The organism is Endozoicomonas sp. G2_1, from assembly GCF_017744155.1.
Lineage (GTDB): Bacteria > Pseudomonadota > Gammaproteobacteria > Enterobacterales > Alteromonadaceae > JAGHQT01.
In genome coordinates this window covers 79,017-97,260 of the sequence record NZ_JAGHQT010000009.1, presented here as the reverse complement: position 1 = coordinate 97,260, position 18,244 = coordinate 79,017, and the positions used below count along the sequence as shown (strand labels likewise).

Genomic DNA, 18,244 nt, shown 5'->3' with positions numbered 1-18,244 from the left:
TTAGTTACGGCTAATAGCCAGAGATTAATTTAACAAAAATCATGGTTATAGTAGATTGAACACAAAGGATCCCCATTGTCTGATTTAAGACTAACGCAGTTAACACAATGGCTGAGCGCCCATTTCAAGCAACCAGTAGACTGTTTACCGCTTTCTGGTGATGCAGGTTTTAGGCGTTATTTTCGAGTGAAAGTTAATGGTCAATCCTACATTGCCGTTGATGCGCCCAGTGACAAGTGTAACAACCAAAGTTTTGCTGAGCTGACTCGCTTTTTTGCCGAGCAACAATTTGATGTCCCCAAAATATATCAATATGCCGAAGAGCAAGGTTTTTTCTTACTGACTGACCTTGGCAGTTTAATGTTTTCTGACGCAATTAGTGACGTTGACGATACTAAAACCCTGACATACTACAAACGAGCTATCGATATCGCTATTGAGCTATCGGCTACTGCTTCGCCAACAAATTTTAGTTTGCCGGATTACGACGCGGCATTTATATATACCGAACTTGAGATTTTTCGAGAATGGTTATTAGGAAAGCACTTAGCGATTGGGCTCGATATTAAGCAAGCAGATAAATTACAAGCGTGCTTTGATTTTTTGGTACAAGCAATAAGCGAGCAGCCTAAAGTGGTGATGCATCGAGATTTTCATAGCCGCAATTTAATGGTCACGGAAAATAGCTTGGCGATAATTGATTACCAAGATGCTGTGTATGGGCCATTGAGTTATGATTTGGTCTCGTTGTTGCGCGATTGTTACGTTAAGTTACCGACAGCGCAACTGAATATACTGTTTGATTACTACCTTAAGCGTTTAACTGAAAAGCCTGAGTTTAAGAACATAAATTATCAACAGCTAAAATACTGGTTTGATTTAACAGGCATTCAGCGTCATCTCAAGGCCTGCGGTATTTTTGCTCGCTTGCATCACCGCGACAACAAATCTAATTATTTAGCAGATATCCCTCAAACGCTTGATTATATTGTTGAAGTTGCTAGCCAATACGATAACTTGAGTTTTTTGGTTGAGCTTGTTCAAAACAGGGTAATACCTGCGTTAATCACCATGAAAAATCAGGAAGTTCAGCTATGAAAGTAATGATTCTAGCAGCTGGACGTGGTGAACGAATGAAGCCGCTAACTGACCATTGCCCTAAACCACTGCTGAAAGTGGCAGATATACCCTTAATTGAGCATCATATTCGCAGATTGGCTGCTGCTGGTTTTCGTGAAATTGTCATTAACCACGCTTGGTTAGGCCAACAAATTGTTGATTACCTCGGCAATGGTGAGCGCTGGCAGGTCAATATTCAATATAGTGATGAAAGCTCTGGTGCATTGGAAACCGCTGGTGGAATTGCTAAAGCGCTACCGCTGTTAACCGAGAGACAGACAGAAGATTCGGTTTTTGGCATTGTCAACGGCGATGTTTTTACTGATTTTGATTTTTCCCAGTGGCACCAAGATGCGCAGTGTTTGAGCATTGACAACTCGAAACAGGGTTGCCTTTATCTCGTTACTAATCCGGAACATAATAAGGAAGGGGACTTCGCGCTACACCAAGGTATTGTGGAGCCATTAACTGAAACCACTAAAAGTTTAACTTATAGTGGTTTGGCACTGTTTAAAACGAGCTTTTTTGCTCAAGCGCCAGCAAGTGCTAATGAAAATGCCGGCGATACAGTTGGTGAAGAAAAACAACAACAAAAACAGGCGCTTGGACCTATGCTAAAAGCCGCCGCTAGCCAGCAACAACTAATTGGCAAGCATTATCAAGGACTTTGGACGGATGTTGGGACACCAGAACGCTTGTCTCAACTAGAACATCTATTAAATAAAGCCAAAGCGAAGTAAACAGGATTATAAAGATGCGAATATGGGGCAAAGTACTTGGTTTTTTATTTGGTTTTATGCTCAGTAAAACCATTTTGGGTGCTTTACTAGGGCTTTGGTTAGGACACTATTTTGATCGAGGTCAGCGTTTAAATTTAGATAGCTTAAATCAACACTCCGATAGTGATGCCAACCGCCAAGCGGCATTCTTTTACACCACTTTTTCTGTTATGGGCTATGTTGCTAAGGCCAACGGCAGAGTAACAGAGCACGAAATTGCCTTTGCAACCGCCTACATGGATAAATTAGGGCTTAAAGGTGATCTCAGGCGTCAAGCCCAAGACGCATTTCGCGAAGGTAAAATGGCGGGCTTTCCACTGGTTGAACGACTGAAAAAATTTAAACGAACATGTGGTGGGCGCCATGATTTGTTTTTACTTTTTTTAGAAATTCAGATTCAAGTGGCGTTTGCCGATGGCAAGTTAAGCGCTGAAGAAAGAGATGCACTCCATCAAATCGCTAAAGTGCTGGGCTTTTCGTCGCCAGATTTAGACAAATTGCTCGAAATGATTATGGCGGGCGCAGCCTTTCACGGTCAATCAGATAGCAGCTCAGAGCAAAGCACTCAGCGTCCTAGTAGTAAAACACAACTCGACAACGCCTATCGCATTCTGGGCGTAGAACGGGACGCAAGTACTAAAGACGTGAAAAAAGCCTATAAAAAACTGATGTCGCAACATCATCCTGATAAGTTGGTTGCCAAAGGCCTACCTAAGGAAATGATGGAAGTGGCAAAGCAAAAAGCACAAGATATTCAAGCCGCTTACGATTTGATCAATAAAAGCACTAGTCACTAGTCGTTATTGTCAGTGATTTTTTGGTAGTGAGTAGTGATGTTTTGGTAAAGCTCTGCGGTCCATTGGGGAGCGTGTTCAGGCGCAATAAGTTTTCGGCTAGATAAGTCATAGGGCGAAATGATGACGCTAGTATTAGATGCTTTAGTCGCATGAACTAAGGTGAACAGCTGTTCTATTGCTTTGTCACCAATCGCAAGACAACCAACGGATACAGCTTTACCGTGTATAAAAATATTACTACCTGGCTCTGATCTACCCTCTAAGTTTGCATATTTTAAATCGAACTTGTTGGGATAGTTTAATTTTAGCGACAAATGATAGGCGCTGTTGGGGTTAAAACCTTCAATTTTATATATCCCCTCTGGAACTTGTTTATCACCTTCTTTTAATTTCGGGCCTATGACTCCGCTAGCAGCTAAAACAGGGTAAGTCGTAACCTGTTTGTAATTCTCGGCTGTATCGCTGGCCCAAACTTGTAATTCATTTGTCTCTTTAAAGGCAATAAGTGCCAGCTTTTTCGGGGGATAACTAATTCCGGCCTGCTTAAATAATGGGGACAGCTCGGCGCGAGTAGTTTGACTGTACTCCTGAATAACATCAGCAGTCGAACGTTTTCCCTTTATTTCTAAGAACACTGGATACCAAATACCTCTGCCGTATGTATAAAAAACTGATGCGAGTATCGCCAGCAATGTGAATATGGTTAAAACCGTAATTTTTTTCACTAAGGTTCCTTACCTATTGTAAACCCAAGCTTTATTACATAATGGAGATGTTTTGGCAAGTAGGGCACTTGCTTTAGGTATAGTTGAGTGGGCTTACCACTTAGCATAAATAGCTAAGTGGTAGTGCCTTGTTCTGCTTTATTCGTAATTACGCTGCTTTTTAGTTTTGATAACGGCAATGTAAGCATGCCAGCTGGCGTAGCTTAAAATTGGCATGATGATCACAAACCCTGCGGCAAAGGTTGCAAAACCAATGACGACACCAGTAATTATCAAACCAGCCCACACAAGCATAGCACCAATGTTGTTGGTGACGGCGTTGATTGATGTTCTTACCGCCGTCATGATATCTACTCTGCGCTCCATCATAATTTGTGGTGTAAATACACTCAAGGTGAATACCACTGCCAGTAAAATACCACCAGCTATTGTGCCCATGGTTAAAAAGGTTATCAGTTCATCTAAGCCAGGATTGACCGTATTTGGGTAAAGTGCGTGAATGAGTGCTGCGATGCGCATCCAAGCAATCATGATCACCATCAGCATTATGGCGAAGCCCCACTCGTTGACGGGGTTTCTGAACATAGATTTAAAACTGTGGCCAAGTGTTGGTTCATGACCTTTTTCGAGCTCCCATGCGACGTCATAAAGACCGGTGGCAAACATGGGGCCAATTAAGGCAAAGGCAACGGTTGATGGCAAGATGACGAGATGGTTACCTGTAACGGTAACTAAATAGAGAATACTCCAAGGTATAAAGGTAAAAATTAAGCCGTAAATTAGGCTTATCATCGGCGCTCGGCCAAAATCTTTCATTGCTAGGGCTAGCCAATGAAACGGCGCCATTAGTTCAATTTTGTTGCTCTCAATAATGCGGGCGAATTCCTGATTTTTAACTGCACTGGTGTTTGGCATAGATCTCTCCAACCTGTTGTTGTTTTTTTATTATTCGAATATTTTGTACGAACGAGGTTTTTGTCTTGTTCAGTATAAATAGTAGACGATATTTTCAGGCTTGCAGAAATTGCGCTGTGATATACCCAAACTACCTCAAGATGCATGATTCAGCGCTTCACAGGAGCTTAATATCAAGGCGCAGCTAGCAGGAATGGTTATTCCTTTTCAATTAGCTACAACGCAGAGAGTAAGTTCCTGTGAAGCGCCCGAAGAGTTGGTTTAACAGCGATTTATACGGCGTTATTGATTTTAACAAGGGAATAACCATTCTTTGCAATCAATGCCTTGTCTAAATCGCTTTTAATTCCAACTGAACAAGCATCTTGAGGTCGCTTGGGTATAAATGAAGTTAAGGTGTTTTGAGGATAAACACCTTACCAGCCGTTGACTTTTAGCCAACCTAAAATGGCTTTTAACAAATCTTGCTCAGGGTAGTAGCTGGTACTAATGTTGAACAAATGCTGCTGGCGGTAGTCGAGTTTGAGTTCTGTATTGGCAAATCGCTTTCTCAAGTCCGCACTTTGCGTGGCAAGTGGATGGTCTTGAGCGAGAACTAAATCTAAGGTGGCAACATCTAGTTGTGCTAATTGCTCAGCAAAGTGTTGTTGTTGGCTGTTGTCCAACTGATATGAGCTCATCAAAATGAGCGCATTTGGCAGTTCGTTGCGCTGTTGATGAAGCAAGTCGGTAAGCAATGCGGCATGGGTGCCTTCACTGATCAGCAAAATGATACCGGGGTTTTGTCGTGCTTGCTCCATAACTTTTTCTAGCATCATACTCAATCTATCGAGGTAGTCAGAAACCACTGTTTGATTTTCTTGTTGTCGTTGGCTCGCTGTTAGCGCTGATGATGGATAACCACTTGGCATAGCAAAAGGCTGAATCGCTATGGTTGCCCAACCGAGCTCCGGTAATTTGGTGCGCAAAAATTCCATACTTTTTGCATTTGTTGCCGAGAGTTGCCAATCGGGTAATAAAATGACGGTGCCTTTACTGTTAGCACTTTGGCTTGCTTCGTTGAGTAAGCTAATTTCTTCAGTACCGACCAAGATGGAGTCAACTTGCTCTTGATAATGCTTTAAATCACTTTGGTGTTGCTGATCAACTGCTACTGGAAAGCGGATGTTATTGGCATCCATCATTTCTTTACTTTCAGCGTCTGTGTCGGACATCATCATTTCCTTGTCCATATTTTTGTCCATGCCTTTTTCCATATTCGATTCCATCGACTTATCTTGCATGTTTTTTTCAGCCATCGCTTTTTCAGACATAGCTTGTTGTTCGTCTTGAGCATACGCGAATAAGGGTAAACCAATGATAATAAAAGCTACTGAGAGCAGGATAATGATGAAAGAGCTTGAATAAACTGACTTTGACATAGCAAATATTGAGGCACTAAACAGCAAATTGTTATTTCGCTAGCATAAGCCCAAGCGGTTTTTTCTGCAAATAGAGCTGAGTTTAAAAGTCACTAAAATGGACAGTCAACTTGAAAACTGAGCCATTCGTTGCTGACTGGGTGATATAAAGACAAGGACTGTGCATGTAATTGTAAGCGCTTACTTAATTTTAATGCATCTGGATGTGCATAGAGCCGATCACCCAAAATCGGGTGATTTAAGCTCAGCATATGTACTCTGAGTTGATGAGAGCGGCCAGTGATGGGGGTTAACGCAACTAAACTCACTGGTGTTTTTTCGAGCCATTGACGTTCAACAACGCTGTATTCGGTACGCGCTTTTTTGCCTTGTTCAAAATCGATCTTTTGCTTTGGTCGGTTTGGCCAGTCGCAAATAAGCGGTAAATCGACTTCGCCAGTTGGCTTTTCTAAGTGGCCATAAACGCGAGCCAGATAACGCTTTTTAGTCACCCGTTGTTCAAATTGACGGCTTATCGCGACATGAGCGGCCTTGTTCAACGCCATAATGATGATACCAGAGGTCGCCATATCTAAGCGATGCACGATGGTTGCGCTTGGCAACACCCGCTGCACCCGGTTTTGTAAACAGTCTTGGTGTTCAGGCAAACGACCGGGCACAGTCAACAAACCGCTGGGCTTGTTGATAATCACTAAGTCGTTATCTCGATAAACAATATCGAGATAAGGATTTAGTGGAGGTTGATAGACAAAGTCTGGATTAGCGGCCATTTATCGCAATACAACTTATTTTTGCAACAGCAGTTAGCCGCTGACCACAACCAAGCGAATCGCTTCAAACTTGAGCTGAGCGTGATCGATAAAGTGGCTAAGCTCACTTTGTTGCCTTGCGAGAAAATCGATTTCCTCTTGGCGAACATTTGGATTAATGGCGGCCAGTGCCACCATGCGCTCTTGCTCTTGGCTTAACGATGCCGTCATTTGCGCCTTGGCTTTCTCTAAAATAGTGCTGACTTGCCCTTGTGCGTGCTCTTCTGCTTTTTCAACCAGTGGGCTTACTTGGCTTTTAAGCGCTTTCACCAGTTGGTTTGCAACTTGCTTTTTCACTGGGCTAAGCTGTTTATCAAGCACGGCAGCGCTGACTTTATCAGCGAGGTTGTTGCCATTTTTATCAACTAAAACGCGAATTGGCGTTGTTGGTAAATAGCGACCGAGTTGCAGTTGGCTTGGCGCCATAGCTTCAACTGTGAAGATACATTCAAGGAAGAAAGTACCCGCTGGAATTGCTGGGTTTTTCAATAAGCCAATGCTGGCGTTGCCGATTTCATCAGACAATACTAAGTCTAGTGCACCGCGTACCATTGGGTGATCCCAAGTCAGTAAGTGGTAGTCTTCACAGGCAAGAGCACTGTCGCGGTCAAAAGTGACTGTGGTGCCGTCGTCAGGCAAACAAGGGAAGTTTGGTGACAACATGTGTTCAGTCGGGTTCAAAGCAATTGCGTTGTCTGCTTTGTCGTCTTGTTGAATACCAAAAACGTCAAAGACTTGGAACATAAACTGCGGCAACTGGATTTGACGATCTTGTTGGTTGATTTGTTCAACCAATACTTGTGCTTTACCTTGGCCTGAAGAGTTTAGTTCAAGCAATTTGTCGCGACCCGCTTCGAGATCAGCCTTTATCGCTAAGTGCTTTTCATGGCTGGCTTTAATTAACTCATCACTTTGTTCACTGCACCATTGGGTGGTTAATGCCAACGCTTGCAATTGCTCGCCAAAGGCGTCAAATACCGCACGACCGGTAATACAGGTGTGCTCAAAGGCATTAAGTGATTGGTGATACCAGTTAAAGAGCAAGCTTTGGCTTGAATTTTCAAAGTACGGCACGTGTAACTTAATGGTTTGACGTTGGCCAATACGGTCCAAGCGGCCAATGCGCTGCTCTAATAAATCAGGGTTTGACGGCAAATCGAATAACACTAAGTGATGAGCAAACTGGAAGTTACGGCCTTCACTGCCGATTTCAGAACACAGTAGTACTTGGGCTGAGTCTTCTTCTTGTGCGAAGTACGCAGCTGCGCGATCGCGTTCAAAAATAGTTAACCCTTCGTGGAATACTGCGGCGCGCATGCCTTCGCGTGTTCTAAGTGCCGCTTCTAAATCAATTGCAGTTTGAGCATGAGCACAAATTACTAGAACCTTTTCTTGTTTGAGCTCTTTGAGTAAGTCAATTAAGTAATCGACTCTTGGGTCAATTTGATGCCAGTCTTGGCTGTGATGACTTAAACCGTAGAGCATCTCTGGTGTATTTAAGTAACTGCTTTTGGCTGATGCTTTAAGCTCAGCAAGTTCATCGCTTTGCAAGTATTCCAATACGGTATCTTGATAGGCTTCCGGCATTGCCAAAGGTGCTGCCAGCAATTTGCGCTCAGGGAAACCCTTAATGGTATTGCGACTGTTTCTAAATAAGATACGGCCAGTGCCATGGCGATCGAGCAGTTGATTCAATAAATCGGTGCGCGCTTGTTTACGAATAGCCAGGTCACTGTCATTTGCGTTAGCCAGTAGCTCGGCAACATCACTTTCGCTGAGTAGTTTTGTTAAAGTATCACTGTGTTGAGCCGGTAAATCTTGGTCAGCGACTAGGTGATTGGCAGCTTCGGCGATTTCTTGGTAATGACTCTCTTCTTCGACGAATTTTTCGTAGCTAAAGAAGCGATCGGCATCGAGCAAGCGCAAACGCGCGAAATGACTTTCGTGGCCGAGTTGATCTGGGGTTGCAGTCAACAGTAGTACGCCAGGGATATGTTCGGCGAGCTGTTCAATACACTGGTATTCAAGGCTTGGTGCCTGTGGTTGCCAATCGAGGTGATGAGCTTCGTCAACCACCATTAAGTCCCAGTCTTCAGCACATATTGCTTCATACCAGTTGGGGTTTTGGCAAACAAAGTCTAAATTAACCAAGACCAACTGTTCAGTGCTAAATGGATTTTCATCGCCAGCTTCACGGCAGCGCTCTTCATCAAAAATACTGAATTGCAAATTAAAGCGGCGCAGCATTTCTACTAGCCATTGGTGCATTAGCGGCTCTGGCACTATCACTAACACTCGGCTTGCGCGACCGCTAACCAGTTGTTGGTGAATGATTAAACCAGCTTCAATGGTTTTACCTAAACCTACTTCATCGGCAAGTAATACTCGTGGTGCGAAGCGCTTACCGACTTCTTCAGCAATGTATAACTGGTGAGGAATCAAACTAACACGGCCACCGACTAGGCCAAGTAGGTCTGATTGCTGTTGCTGGTATTGATATTTTAGGCTGTCTTTGCGTAGCGCAAACCAGTCTAAGCGGTCAATTTGGCCATTGAGTAGTCTGTCTTGAGGTTTGTTGAATTTAATAAAGTGATCAATCATCACTTCTTTCAGGCTGACGGTTTCACCATTGTCTTCACGGCTACCGTGGTAGGTTAGCAATCCCGAGTTTTCTTCTGTTTCAACAACTTTTAACTTCCAGCCTTCGTAGCTTGGAATAACATCGCCAGCATTAAATATAACGCGAGTTAGCGGCGCTTCGGCAATAGCGTACTGGCGAGACTCCCCCGTTGCGGTAAACATTATCGTAACAAAACGTCCTTCGACAGAGGTTACTGTGCCTAGTCCTTGATCTGATTCACTGTCACTAATCCATCGTTGGCCAAGCTGAAATGTCATAATAGGGTTGTCTCCACGCGAAAAATATTGCCGCAAAAAATAGGCTAAAAGTATTTATTGGTAAATAAATACTATAGACGATTAGGGATAGTTATTTGCGACTGGTAAAAAAAGGGCGCTATTCTAGCGCCATTTTGTTGTTGAATCACGAGAAATTAACGCCAATCAGGCAACTTTTATCTCGGCTTAGTTGGTATACATACGAGCCTTGATTTTTATTGTTTAATAGGCTGTTGTTAATTATCCCAAGAAAGCTATTTTTGCGATAAACAAAGCCGTTAATACCCAAACACTTATGCTCACTTCTTGGGCTTTACCAGATAGTGCTTTAGTGAAGGTATATGTGATGAACGCGAGGGTAATACCGTGAGCAATAGAGAAAGTTAATGGTGTAAATAGCAAGACAACTGTGACTGGCGCCGCTTCTGAAATATCTTGCCAATTAATGTCTTTTAAATTGTTGAGCATGAGTATGGCGACGTAAAACATTGCGCCCGCGGTAGCGTAAACTGGGATCATACCAGCAAGTGGTGCAAAGAAAATACTCAGAGTAAACAAGATGCCAACTACAACTGCGGTGAGTCCGGTACGACCGCCTGCGGCGACACCAGAGGCACTTTCAATGTAACTTGTTGTGGTTGATGTACCCAAAGCGGCGCCAGATAAGGTGGCGATTGAATCACTTGAAAGCGCTTTGCCCAAACGCTCAATTTTACCGTCTTTGTCGGTGAGTCCTGCTCGCTGTGTCACCGCGATTAAAGTGCCTGAGGTATCGAATAAATCAACAAACAAAAAGGCGAAAATCACGCTCAGCATTGAAATGTCAAAAGCGGCCTTTAAATCCAGTTCAAGAAAGGTTGGCGCTAAGCTTGGCGGCATTGAAATAACGCCTGAGTATTCCACTTGCCCGGCAGCTAGACCAATGACAGTGACCACCAAAATCGCGATTAATACTGCACCCGGTACATTGCGAGCGGTTAGCGTAGCGATAACAAAAAAGCCAAGCATGCTCATTAGCGGTGTAAATTCGGTAATGTTGCCCAAGGTGACGAGCGTTGCTGGGTGAGCGACAATGATGCCAGCGTTTTTTAACGCTATTAGCGCCAAAAATGCACCAATACCCGTGGCGATACCAAGTTTAAGCGTGTGTGGAATGGCGTTAATAATCCACTTTCTTACCTTAAAAACGCTCAATAGTAAGAAAATAATACCGGACAAGAAGACGGCACCTAGAGCTGTTTGCCAACTGTAGCCCATGCCTAAAACGACACCATAAGTGAAAAATGCATTGAGCCCCATGCCTGGTGCTAGTGCTATTGGGTAGTTGGCGATAAAGCCCATAATAAAACAGCCGATAGCCGCCGCTAAGCAGCTGGCGACGAAGACCGCACCTTTGTCCATGCCGGCATCAGCCAATATAGCTGGGTTGACGAAGATGATATAAGCCATAGTCATAAATGTCGTTAAACCGGCGATAATTTCGGTTTTGACGTTAGTCTGGTGTTGGCTGAGTTTAAATAAGCGCTCGAGCATTGTGGCATCCATTATTTTTGAATAAAAGCTTCGGGTTAAACGTTTTGAGTAAAAGCTTGAGGTAAAAATCGCGCGCAGTGTACTGAATTGAGTAGGTGATTTCATTAAAAAAGTTAAGTTTTTCAAAGAGAAAAACTTGTTTTTATCATGGTCAAAGTAGGGTGGTGATTAGAGTGCTTATTTTCTGTGGTAATAGCGCATTGATGACTAAAATACTGACCATTTGGTTTGGTTTGTGGTTGGTTTACCGAATAATTGCCACTTGTATGTCATAGCCATTTAGCTATAGAATCCGCGCAATTTTTTTACCTAAGGGATATTTTTGCATGGTTAAGCAAGTGCTAAGCTTGGTTCTTTTATTTTCATTTTCAAGTGTTTGTGCGGCAAAAACACTGTGGTCAGATTTTAGTGTTACCTACTTAAACGGCAACAACTATCAAGTGGGTGATAGCGATCGCGAGGTTTATACCTTTGAATATGCTGCTGGCACTGATTGGGGCGACGCTTTTCTTTTTGTTGACCGCTTAAAGTCAGCTAATGGTGACTACGAAACGTATGGCGAATTTACTCCGCGTATCCGCGTATCGTCATTTGAAACATCTTGGTTTAAAAACGTTTACGTGGTGCCTTCTATCGAAATGGTGGCCAATGAGTTTGTCGGCGACAATAACTATTTATTGGGCTTAGGTACTGATTTGGTTATTCCTGGCTTTAACTATGTTCAACTAACTGGTTTTCATCGCAATAACGAACGCGGTGACAACAGCTGGCAAGCGACCTTAGTGTGGGCTTTACCAATTGGTCCATTAATCTACGATGGCTTTATCGATTACGCTACTCATGTCGACAATATTGTACCGGGCACCAATGGCAAAACCCATATGAACTTTACCTCGCAGCTCAAGTACGATATTGCGCCGCACTTAAACTTAGACAACAAGTTTTATCTCGGCATTGAGTATGTTTATTGGAACAACAAATTTGGTATCGACGGCGTTGACGAGCGCAATGTTAACCTATTGGCTAAATTTCATTTTTAATTCAATGGAATGAAGACCACGAACTAGGTTCGCTAGACATCCACTAGCACAAATTTTTACAGCCGCTCTCGTTAGCGGCTGTTTTGTTTTCGTCACAAAATAATTACTCATTAGTCCTTGTCAAACAACTCACTAACTGTCACAGTTAAGTTGTCTGCATCAAAAAATAAGGAGTGTCACTTTAGGTTATTGGTGCGTTATCGATTGGCTAATACCAATTTCAATAATTATGTGTTCATTCTAGCTGGTTAAAATCGTCACTAACTGCGTTATTATTTTTGAAATTAGAATAACTAGTTACGAAAAATAAAGCCTTGTTATTGAGCAATTTTTCCTGCGCTATAACTGCTCATCTAATTAATTCAATTGGTATAATACGCTGGCTTAGCTAGGGCTCAATCACTGTTCTTTGCTCTGTAAGCTGCGTTGAGTGCGTCTTGTTGTTCTCTGTACTTTGCCATTAGGTAATGCGGTTGTTTTCAATGAGTATTACGAGTGATTGATATGTCTGACGAGAAAACCCTGTACATCCTAGATACCAATATTTTACTTCACGAACCTTTTGCTTTCCTTTCGTTTCAAGAACACGACGTTGTCGTCCCGATGACGGTACTTGAAGAACTCGATTCAATAAAAGATCGCCGCAAAGATGTTAGCCGCGATGCCCGCGTCGCGATTAGAGCATTAGAAGATACTTTAGTTGACGCAAGTCCGGAAGAAATTCTAGTGGGGGTGCCACTACCCAATAGTACAGAACACAACGCCAGTGGTTGTTTATCGATATTTAATGATTACACATTAGCCCAATCAGAAGCGAAATTGTCGTTTAACGAAAATGACAATCGCATTATTACTACCGCTTTACACCTGCAAAAACACAAAGCACCGCGCAAAGTCGTGTTAGTGACTAAAGACATCAACATGCGTTTGAAAGCCAAAGGTGCGGGGCTGGCGCATGTTGAAGATTATCGCACTGACCAATTAATTGATGATATTCAGTTTCTCACCAAGGGCTATCACAAGTTCGAAGGTGATTTTTGGCAACAAATTCAAGAATGTGAGAGTGAAACAGAGGGCCGTAATACTACGCATTACGTCGATAAGAATTTACTCCCCAATGCGTTTATCAACGAATACTTGCTCGACGAAGGCGAACACTTTGCCGGCAAGGTAACTGGCTGGGACGATGAAAAACTGTCAATTCTCGACTTGAGCCGCGAGCGTTTAATGGCAAAGAATGCGTGGGGCATTCAACCAAAAAATGTTTATCAGGGCATGGCGCTTGATGCATTGCTCGATCCTAATATTGATTTAGTGATTCTGACCGGCCCTGCGGGCTGTGGTAAAACCTTGTTGGCATTGGCATCAGCCTTAGAACAAGTGATCGAAAGAGGCTTTTACGAAAAAGTTATTGTTACCCGAAGTACACCTGAAATTGCTGAGTCGATTGGTTTTTTACCGGGCACCGAGGAAGAGAAAATGGCTCCTTGGCTAGCGGCAATTACCGACTCGCTGGAGGTACTGCACAAACAAGATGAAAGCATGACTGGCAGTATGAATTACATTATGGAGAAAGCTAAAATTCAGTTTAAGTCAGTTAACTTTATGCGCGGACGCTCGATCCAAAACACCTTTGTCATTTTAGATGAATGTCAAAACCTCACCGCCTCTCAGCTTAAAACAATCATTACTCGTTGCGGTGAGGGCACTAAATTGGTTTGTTCAGGTAACTTGGCACAAATAGACAGTAACTACTTAACCGCGCTAACTTCAGGTTTAACCTATATTGTCGAGCGATTTAAAAACTTCCCTGGCAGTACCACCATTAACCTCAATGGCGTGGTGCGCAGCCGACTGGCGTCATTTGCAGAAGAAAACTTGTAGCTTTACTTCATTAATCATTGAAACTGAGTAAGCCAGCCCGATGATATTTATGTCAATCGGGCTTTTTATCTCACTGATCCTTGTAGTACTAAGATTTCTGATCTTGATTTGGTTGAAAAACGTACAATTAATGTCTAACCTACTTTGGAGCTAACCTATTCGGTTGGGAGTAAATTATGCTAAGACATTATTACGTTGCAGATGATCTAAATGAACTTGAAACTGTTGAGCGTCAATTGGAACAGAGCGGTTTTACTGATGCCCAAATTCACGTGCTAAGCGAACGAGATGCAGACCTTGAGCAACACCAATTACACGAAGTGGCGGCAGTATTGAAAAAAGACGTGGTTCGTTCAACCGAACGCGGTGCCTTGTTAGGAGTTATTACCACAGCCCTGATGTTGTTAATGGTTTATGGCATGGGCTGGTATCAAAGCGCTGCTGGTTGGATGCCGTTTGTTTTTCTCGGAGTTGTTATCTTAGGGTTTTGTACATGGGAAGGGGGCTTTATCGGTATTCAACAGCCCAATGCAAACTTTATTCGGTTTAAAGAGTTGTTAAACAAGGGTAAACACATACTGTTTATTGATGCGAAACCTGAGCAGGAACAGCGCTTAGCGACGGTTATGCGAGCTCATCCTAATATTCAAGTGTCTGGTTATGGTGAAGCGGTACCGTCTTGGTGGTTGAGCACGCAAGACAAGTTAAAAGGCTTTATTAAAGCGGTTTCGTAACTAACCGAATACGTCTATAAACAAATTGCTTGATACCTGCACATTTAGGTAAATATGCGCTGATATCCACGCTGCAAATGATGCGCTCGCTTGCCATTAGTGGGCGAGTGCTTTATTTTATCTTTACGATACCTCTCCATGACTAACACGTGTCTCGATATCAACGTTCTCATCAAGTCTTTCGCAGTTTTAACTGGGCGATTATGCTGGTTTTTGTTGCGATTACCGTTATTGCGATTGGCTTAACATCTTTTCGCTACTACCAACAACTCCAAGCCTACAAAGTTGAACACTTGGATGAATTAAAGCATCAAACCGAGTTGTTGGACAACAAAATGGCACTTGGCATTCAAACGTTAGCGGCGATGAAACAATATGCCGAATATTTTTTACAACACCCAGAAGAGCTCAATATCAAAGCGCCCCCCTTAGTACAGCAAGGTGATGAGTTTTATTTACATGTCGACGACTTTGATATTATGGAAAAGCGCTACCATTTGGGGGGGAACATCACAGGGCTTGGTCGGTTAGACGATTTTGACCAAGCGATGAAACAAGAGTTGACCATGGCAAGTGGCTTAGTGCCCAGCTTTATTAATGCGCAAAAAACACTACCCGAAGCGACTTGGTTTTATTACTTATCAGCAAATCAGTTTGTTAATTTATATCCTTGGGTCAGTAAGCGAAGTTGGCGTTACAACGAAAATATGAGTGGCCAACAGTTTTTCGATCGCTTTGCTCAAAGCAAACCTGATCAGGTACTGTGGTCAGTCCCTTACCTCGACGGTGCCGGCACCGGCATGAGCATTTCACTCGCGACTGGGGTATATCATCAAGAGCAGCTTAAGGGAGTCTTGATTATCGATTTTCGCCTCGCTGCACTGGCTAATTTGTTAACACAAAACCTCAATGAACACGACTTAACCGGTCGAACGTTACTGTTGCTAGATCAACAACAGCACGTGTTGTGGCATGCAGATAACAACCTCACCAGCGTGCAACCGAGTGTTTGGCAAAAATTGGTGCCAGATTCACTTAAACATATTACTAATGCCGATTTACTGGCGAATCAAGGCAATTGGCAACAAAACGATTATGTTGTTCAAACCATGTTACTACCGCAAAGTCAGTGGATGTTGGTCAGCTACCAGAGTCAGCTCGCTTTTATTTCACCGGTTTTAAAGCAGTTTGTCTTAACGATTATGACGGTGCTGGCTGGTCTGACTATCTTCTTGACTTTGGTTTACTATTTGTCAATGAAGACCTTTATTCGGCCAACTAAGCTGTTTATTCGCCATATTGAGCACTGTGCCGATGGTGATCCCGGTAAGATTAGGCCAACGAATGCATGGTTGCCTTGGTTTGTTATTGTGGAAAATATTTTTGGTGAAAACCGGGCTTTATTGCAGCAACTCAAAGAACAAAATCAAGAGCTTGACCGCCGTGTTGATGAAAAAACAGAGCAACTCCAATTAACCAGTATTCAGCGTGAGCAGGATTACGCCCGCTTAAAATCAGTAATGAATGCAATGCCTGAATTAATTTTGTTCAGTGATACCCACTGTTGTTTGATAGGTGTTAACCAAGCCTTTGAAAAATTTATTGGTTTGCCAAGTCATCAGTTACTCGGCACTAATATTGATGCCAAATTACCGGCAAGCATTGCAGAAGTACTGGCTGAACATCGCTTATTGACCCCGGATCACTTAGGTGAACTAACCCGAACAGTCAGCGCCAATAACAGTCACTATCAAGTTTACTGTAGCTACTTCTTTACTGAAAAAGGCGAGTTGCTTGGCAGCGTTAATATTATTCGCGATGTCACTGAGCAGTACCAAAGCCAAGTGGCAATTGTTGCGGCCAAGGAACAAGCTGAAAATGCCAACCGAGCGAAGAGTCAGTTCTTGGCCAATATGAGTCACGAAATTAGAACACCGATTAATGCCATTCAAGGCATGATGCAGCTCTTAATGAGAACGCCGGTTAACCACTTACAGCAGCAGTATTTAGACAACGCAGTGATTGCTGCAGGTAACTTATTACATCTAATTGACGGATTATTGGATTTGACTCGAGTTGAGTCGGGTAAAATGGAATTAGTTAAGGGGCCTTGTTTACTAGACAATGTGCTGGCTAATGTTGTTCAGTTGAATGTTCAACAAGTGCTGAAAAAGCAGCTTAATCTAACAATTCACTGCGACAACACCTTACCTGAATTAGTTGATACTGATGAAATGCGCTTGATTCAAGTGCTGTCGAACTTAGTTAACAATGCGATTAAGTTTACTCATCAAGGTGGTATTGAAATTAAGCTCGAATTTACCGGTAACAAAGGACAGCAGGCACTGGTTCGATTCAGTGTTGAAGACAGTGGTATTGGTATTGCTAAAGCTAAACAGGAAGGGTTATTTGAAGCGTTTAGTCAAGTTGACCAGTCGATGACCCGACAATACGGTGGCTCTGGTCTTGGTTTGTCTATTTGTCGACAAATCGTGACCTTGCTCGGCGGTGACATTCGCCTTGATAGCACCTTAGGCCAAGGCAGTGCCTTCTCGTTTGTGTTACCGATGACGGTACTGCCGTTGACTGCCTTACCTGACGGTGAGCAGAGCTTGCATCTGGAACACATTAGGTTTGGGCAAATTGAACAAGTGCTGCCAGCAAACTTACAAGCTTTCATCGAAAGCCATAGCCATTGTCAGCAGTATTCTATTGCGCAAGTGAATAGTGGACTTAGTGAGGACAACAATACGGACATTGTTTTTGTTGATATTGAACGATTGGAGGATGGGCTTAACAATAGTGCTAACTCGTCAATCGATATTGATCAGCTGACAACTTGGCTGCAAAGCCAAGATATCGTATTGGCTATTTGCCAAGCCGCAGTCACTGACTATCCCGAACAAATTCTCACTTGGTTAGACCGCGCTCGACTCAATTATGTTTTTGTTGAAAAGCCTTTATATCGCGGAAGCTTGCGCACTGTATTGCAAACGTATCACAACAAGAAAACAGCTTTGGCAACACCTACAGAGGTTGTTGAAATTACCTCGGATACCAATACAGAGCAGTCAACTAATAAGGCCCCTGACAAAACCAATCAAGTGGCACCCAGTACCTTATCACGGGAAAGTACCTTATCAAACGCCCGTCGTGATGAATCATCCGCGCTACAGAACAGCGATGGTTACAACCAAGCTCAGGTATTGTTAGTTGAGGATAATCTTATTAACCAGTTGGTTGCCAAAGAGTTGTTATTGGCATTAAACGCCCAAGTCACCATCGTTGATAACGGCGAAAAAGCCATTGCAGCTATTCAAGAACACGAGTTTGATTTGGTCTTTATGGATATTCAAATGCCGGTTATGGATGGTTTGACCGCAGTTAAACGGATACGAGCAATGCCGCATTTTAACGGTTTGCCAGTTGTTGCGATGACGGCTCACGCCAGAGATGAAGATCAAGCCATGAGTTTAGCTGCTGGTATGAATATGCATATTGCCAAACCTATTACTGCTGATAAGTTGCAACAGGTTTATGATGACTTGTTTAAAGGCTGAGTACTGAGCACTTTTAAATTTAGCTGTTAA

The 18,244-nt window shown here is 43.0% G+C and carries 13 protein-coding genes; 7 read left to right on the top strand and 6 right to left on the bottom strand.

Going from position 1 to position 18,244, the window contains the following annotated elements; translation table 11 throughout:
• The first annotated feature begins 75 nt into the window (after positions 1 to 75).
• The 3 genes from J7384_RS12085 to djlA are packed head-to-tail and all read left to right on the top strand — an operon-like array spanning position 76 to position 2,695.
• Positions 76 to 1,098, top strand: coding sequence for a phosphotransferase (locus tag J7384_RS12085; RefSeq protein WP_209114359.1), 1,023 nt, complete (start codon positions 76 to 78; stop codon positions 1,096 to 1,098).
• Positions 1,095 to 1,859 carry an N-acetylmuramate alpha-1-phosphate uridylyltransferase MurU gene (gene murU / locus J7384_RS12080; RefSeq protein WP_209114357.1) on the top strand — a complete coding sequence of 255 codons (765 nt, stop codon included), beginning with the start codon at positions 1,095 to 1,097 and terminating at the stop codon, positions 1,857 to 1,859. The genes J7384_RS12085 and murU overlap by 4 nt, the downstream gene beginning before the upstream one ends.
• A gap of 14 nt (positions 1,860 to 1,873) precedes the next feature.
• Positions 1,874 to 2,695, top strand: a complete 822-nt coding sequence (gene djlA / locus J7384_RS12075) for a co-chaperone DjlA (RefSeq protein ID WP_209114355.1) — start codon at positions 1,874 to 1,876, stop codon at positions 2,693 to 2,695.
• On the opposite strand, the gene J7384_RS12070 is transcribed toward djlA, so the two are convergent.
• The 6 genes from J7384_RS12070 to J7384_RS12045 all read right to left on the bottom strand — a co-directional run bounded on the left by J7384_RS12070 (position 2,692) and on the right by J7384_RS12045 (position 10,996).
• On the bottom strand, positions 2,692 to 3,420 hold the full coding sequence (locus J7384_RS12070) for a L,D-transpeptidase family protein (RefSeq protein ID WP_348523868.1): 729 nt from the start codon (positions 3,418 to 3,420) through the stop codon (positions 2,692 to 2,694). The genes djlA and J7384_RS12070 overlap by 4 nt on opposite strands.
• Positions 3,421 to 3,558: 138 nt before the next feature.
• Entirely contained in the window at positions 3,559 to 4,335 is a 777-nt protein-coding gene (locus tag J7384_RS12065) for a DUF2189 domain-containing protein (RefSeq protein ID WP_209114353.1), read from the bottom strand.
• Positions 4,336 to 4,751: 416 nt separating this feature from the next.
• The gene (locus J7384_RS12060) at positions 4,752 to 5,756 is read right to left on the bottom strand and encodes a DUF3530 family protein (protein ID WP_209114351.1); all 1,005 of its coding nucleotides are present in this window, start codon (positions 5,754 to 5,756) and stop codon (positions 4,752 to 4,754) included.
• A gap of 92 nt (positions 5,757 to 5,848) precedes the next feature.
• On the bottom strand, positions 5,849 to 6,526 hold the full coding sequence (gene rluA, locus J7384_RS12055; protein ID WP_209114349.1) for a bifunctional tRNA pseudouridine(32) synthase/23S rRNA pseudouridine(746) synthase RluA: 678 nt from the start codon (positions 6,524 to 6,526) through the stop codon (positions 5,849 to 5,851).
• 33 nt (positions 6,527 to 6,559) lie between these two features.
• Entirely contained in the window at positions 6,560 to 9,463 is a 2,904-nt protein-coding gene (gene rapA, locus J7384_RS12050; RefSeq protein ID WP_247741770.1) for an RNA polymerase-associated protein RapA, read from the bottom strand.
• A gap of 240 nt (positions 9,464 to 9,703) precedes the next feature.
• A complete protein-coding gene (locus J7384_RS12045; RefSeq protein WP_209114347.1) occupies positions 9,704 to 10,996 on the bottom strand; it encodes an NCS2 family permease in 1,293 nt (430 codons plus the stop codon).
• 326 nt (positions 10,997 to 11,322) lie between these two features.
• On the opposite strand from J7384_RS12045, the gene J7384_RS12040 reads away from it, so the two are divergent.
• From J7384_RS12040 to J7384_RS19710, 4 genes are all read left to right on the top strand, one after another.
• On the top strand, positions 11,323 to 12,036 hold the full coding sequence (locus tag J7384_RS12040; RefSeq protein ID WP_209114346.1) for a hypothetical protein: 714 nt from the start codon (positions 11,323 to 11,325) through the stop codon (positions 12,034 to 12,036).
• Positions 12,037 to 12,540: 504 nt separating this feature from the next.
• A complete protein-coding gene (locus tag J7384_RS12035) occupies positions 12,541 to 13,920 on the top strand; it encodes a PhoH family protein (protein ID WP_209114344.1) in 1,380 nt (459 codons plus the stop codon).
• A 176-nt stretch (positions 13,921 to 14,096) separates the two neighbouring features.
• On the top strand, positions 14,097 to 14,654 hold the full coding sequence (locus tag J7384_RS12030) for a magnesium transporter (RefSeq protein WP_209114342.1): 558 nt from the start codon (positions 14,097 to 14,099) through the stop codon (positions 14,652 to 14,654).
• Between the two features lie 149 nt (positions 14,655 to 14,803).
• The gene (locus J7384_RS19710; RefSeq protein ID WP_209114340.1) at positions 14,804 to 18,214 is read left to right on the top strand and encodes an ATP-binding protein; all 3,411 of its coding nucleotides are present in this window, start codon (positions 14,804 to 14,806) and stop codon (positions 18,212 to 18,214) included.
• The last annotated feature ends 30 nt before the right edge of the window (positions 18,215 to 18,244 follow it).

What these genes read in the sequence shown, in the direction of transcription:
- djlA (WP_209114355.1), top strand. Translation starts at nt 1,874, where the DNA reads ATGCGAATATGGGGCAAAGTACTTGGTTTTTTATTTGGTTTTATGCTC.
- J7384_RS12040 (WP_209114346.1), top strand. Translation starts at nt 11,323, where the DNA reads ATGGTTAAGCAAGTGCTAAGCTTGGTTCTTTTATTTTCATTTTCAAGT.
- murU (WP_209114357.1), top strand. Translation starts at nt 1,095, where the DNA reads ATGAAAGTAATGATTCTAGCAGCTGGACGTGGTGAACGAATGAAGCCG.
- J7384_RS12065 (WP_209114353.1), bottom strand. Translation starts at nt 4,335, where the DNA reads ATGCCAAACACCAGTGCAGTTAAAAATCAGGAATTCGCCCGCATTATT.
- J7384_RS12030 (WP_209114342.1), top strand. Translation starts at nt 14,097, where the DNA reads ATGCTAAGACATTATTACGTTGCAGATGATCTAAATGAACTTGAAACT.
- rapA (WP_247741770.1), bottom strand. Translation starts at nt 9,463, where the DNA reads ATGACATTTCAGCTTGGCCAACGATGGATTAGTGACAGTGAATCAGAT.
- rluA (WP_209114349.1), bottom strand. Translation starts at nt 6,526, where the DNA reads ATGGCCGCTAATCCAGACTTTGTCTATCAACCTCCACTAAATCCTTAT.
- J7384_RS12045 (WP_209114347.1), bottom strand. Translation starts at nt 10,996, where the DNA reads ATGCTCGAGCGCTTATTTAAACTCAGCCAACACCAGACTAACGTCAAA.
- J7384_RS12035 (WP_209114344.1), top strand. Translation starts at nt 12,541, where the DNA reads ATGTCTGACGAGAAAACCCTGTACATCCTAGATACCAATATTTTACTT.
- J7384_RS12060 (WP_209114351.1), bottom strand. Translation starts at nt 5,756, where the DNA reads ATGTCAAAGTCAGTTTATTCAAGCTCTTTCATCATTATCCTGCTCTCA.